Origin of the sequence: Bacillus sp. L_1B0_5 (assembly GCF_000836715.1) — a bacterium.
Lineage (GTDB): Bacteria > Bacillota > Bacilli > Bacillales > Bacillaceae_G > Bacillus_A > Bacillus_A thuringiensis_S.
In genome coordinates this window covers 1-1,987 of record NZ_JXIS01000194.1, presented here as the reverse complement: position 1 = coordinate 1,987, position 1,987 = coordinate 1, and the positions used below count along the sequence as shown (strand labels likewise).

Below are 1,987 nucleotides of genomic sequence, written 5' to 3'. Positions count from 1 at the left end.
TTATGAAAGCAATTGATAACTACATGACACCTAGTGAAGCCGCATTCTATTGGAAGATACCAGATTCAACTTTAAGGAACAAGTTACAAGAGGGAATTTCTAAAAAAGCGGATCAAGAAAGAGAAGTTATGATTCAACAGGGATTAATCAAATGCTTTATTAAGCCGAATGGAAAGAGAAAAGAATGGATTATTACTTCTGAAGCAATGATAAATTGGTTTGGAGAACGAAAAAACTAATATTTTAAAAGAAAGATGTTCCCTAGCCTGCCAGCTCAAAAAACATCTTTCTCTAATACAGAATCATAATTTAAGAAAGGAAGAATGGCTATGAAACAAATCCTTAATAAAATTACGTCTGGTGAGCTTATTTTAACACAACCTCACCTTAAATTTAAATTCCTCAAAAAATTTTACCAATACATTTCAGAAAATTACAAAAATTTAAATCGTTATTATGGTATTGAAGAAAATATTTCCGATCAGATTTGGTTTTATGGTTTCTTTGCAACCTCCATTTTTATGATGCTTTTCACTTACTTATTTTTGGGTATCCTATTTGGATTTTAGAAGGGAGCCATATGGAAGAACACCTATTTTTAAAATCATCCCTCTAGAAAGGAGAGAGAAAATTGATTCAATCATTAAAGAATACCATGCAATTTATTGGTTTGATCTTAATTAGTGCGTTGATTGCTATAAGTTTAGCAAATTAGGTAAATGTAAGAATTGTGTAAAATCTTTATTTGAAAGGGGTCCTAAAGGATGAATGTAACCAAACATCTTTTTGAAAATGGTGAAACGGTTCGGATTAAAGCAACCGGTGAAGTAGTTACAATTGATCATTGGTGGTATGCGAGCAATATAGGTTGGGAAGTGCAGTACAACATTGTAGAACATCCAGCTACATGGTATGCGGAATATGAGTTAGAAAAAATTTAATAAAATCTTTATTTTGTAAAAATGGAGGTTTAGGTAATGAAGTCTAAAAGAATGGAATTAGAATTTTTTTGTAAAGTTAGTTCATCAGAATTTAGATTACACGAATCAATAATATGGCATGAATTATCTGATCAGAAACTACAAGAATATGTTCAATTATTTGAATACATCCACGGTAAATAAGAAAATCTTTATTTAAAAGAGCTCAGCCCCTAGCGGTGCGCGGCTAGGGGCTGAATCTTGAGAACTTGTATTAAAATTACATGAGGTTGATCAGTGAATGTAACTACCAATCACTCGAATTATAGCACTAAATCAAAGTGATTGGTAATGGCTATGAAAATCCAAAGGTATTAAAAAACTAAATAAAATTGTTATTTTGGAGGGGAAAAGAATGAATACAAAACCTATTGTTATTGATATCCCACCAGTTGAAGAATGGACATTAAGAGATCTTAAATCCGTTTGTCAGCACAATAAGATAAAAGGTTATACGAAGATGGATCGTGAGCAGTTAATATATCATGTCAGAGTAATTTTAGGGCATATAAAAGCTAAGTAGAGCTTTGAGAAGAATTGAATAAAGAAAGAAAAGGGGAAATAAAAAATGAAAATCGGTGTATCTGTATGGAGAGTTCTTTGCAAAGAAACAAAGTTAAAATTGCTTCAAAATGCTATGGAAGAAAGCAAAAGCCGCTTTCCCAAAAAATTAGCCCTTTCCATTGCTATAAAGCAACAGAAAGGGGAAGTGTGATGAGTGATCGTATTGGTGAAGGGCACAAGAAATAAGATGCCTTCAAAAATATTTTAGCATGTTCATGTAAGAAATAAAGGGGGAATTTAATGTGATAAAAACAGTCCAATTGTTGAAAAGTGAAGAATTTGAAATTGGTACAACAGATAAAAACGGGCACAAATTAAGACAGTCTGATTTTGTTGTTACACAAGATGATTTTGAGGGTATTAGTATTTGTCAAATCCTATACAACAGTATTGCAAAAGAGTTTGTGGCCATGAGTGATTCTAATTGGTGGATACCGTATCAT

At 32.0% G+C, this 1,987-nt stretch carries 5 protein-coding genes and 1 pseudogene; all 6 read left to right on the top strand.

Annotated features, from left to right (window positions below):
- Nucleotides 1-2 precede the first annotated feature (2 nt).
- Nucleotides 3-239, top strand: a complete 237-nt coding sequence (locus RT27_RS35605; protein WP_000643706.1) for a hypothetical protein — start codon at nt 3-5, stop codon at nt 237-239.
- A gap of 90 nt (nt 240-329) precedes the next feature.
- Nucleotides 330-569, top strand: a complete 240-nt coding sequence (locus RT27_RS31680) for a DUF3961 domain-containing protein (protein ID WP_043939303.1) — start codon at nt 330-332, stop codon at nt 567-569.
- A gap of 195 nt (nt 570-764) precedes the next feature.
- On the top strand, nt 765-941 hold the full coding sequence (locus tag RT27_RS35600) for a hypothetical protein (RefSeq protein ID WP_197078010.1): 177 nt from the start codon (nt 765-767) through the stop codon (nt 939-941).
- Nucleotides 942-1,335: 394 nt separating this feature from the next.
- Complete coding sequence (locus RT27_RS35595) at nt 1,336-1,503, top strand: hypothetical protein (RefSeq protein ID WP_197078009.1); 168 nt, start codon at nt 1,336-1,338, stop codon at nt 1,501-1,503.
- Between the two features lie 45 nt (nt 1,504-1,548).
- Nucleotides 1,549-1,695: a hypothetical protein gene (locus RT27_RS35590; RefSeq protein ID WP_197078008.1), complete on the top strand. Its 147-nt coding sequence runs from the start codon at nt 1,549-1,551 to the stop codon at nt 1,693-1,695.
- Between the two features lie 94 nt (nt 1,696-1,789).
- Nucleotides 1,790-1,987, top strand: a pseudogene (locus RT27_RS31675) (hypothetical protein); the annotation flags it as partial.

Coding starts and splice junctions, on each gene's coding strand:
- RT27_RS35605 (WP_000643706.1), top strand. CDS start 3: ATGAAAGCAATTGATAACTACATGACACCTAGTGAAGCCGCATTCTAT.
- RT27_RS31680 (WP_043939303.1), top strand. CDS start 330: ATGAAACAAATCCTTAATAAAATTACGTCTGGTGAGCTTATTTTAACA.
- RT27_RS35600 (WP_197078010.1), top strand. CDS start 765: ATGAATGTAACCAAACATCTTTTTGAAAATGGTGAAACGGTTCGGATT.
- RT27_RS35595 (WP_197078009.1), top strand. CDS start 1,336: ATGAATACAAAACCTATTGTTATTGATATCCCACCAGTTGAAGAATGG.
- RT27_RS35590 (WP_197078008.1), top strand. CDS start 1,549: ATGAAAATCGGTGTATCTGTATGGAGAGTTCTTTGCAAAGAAACAAAG.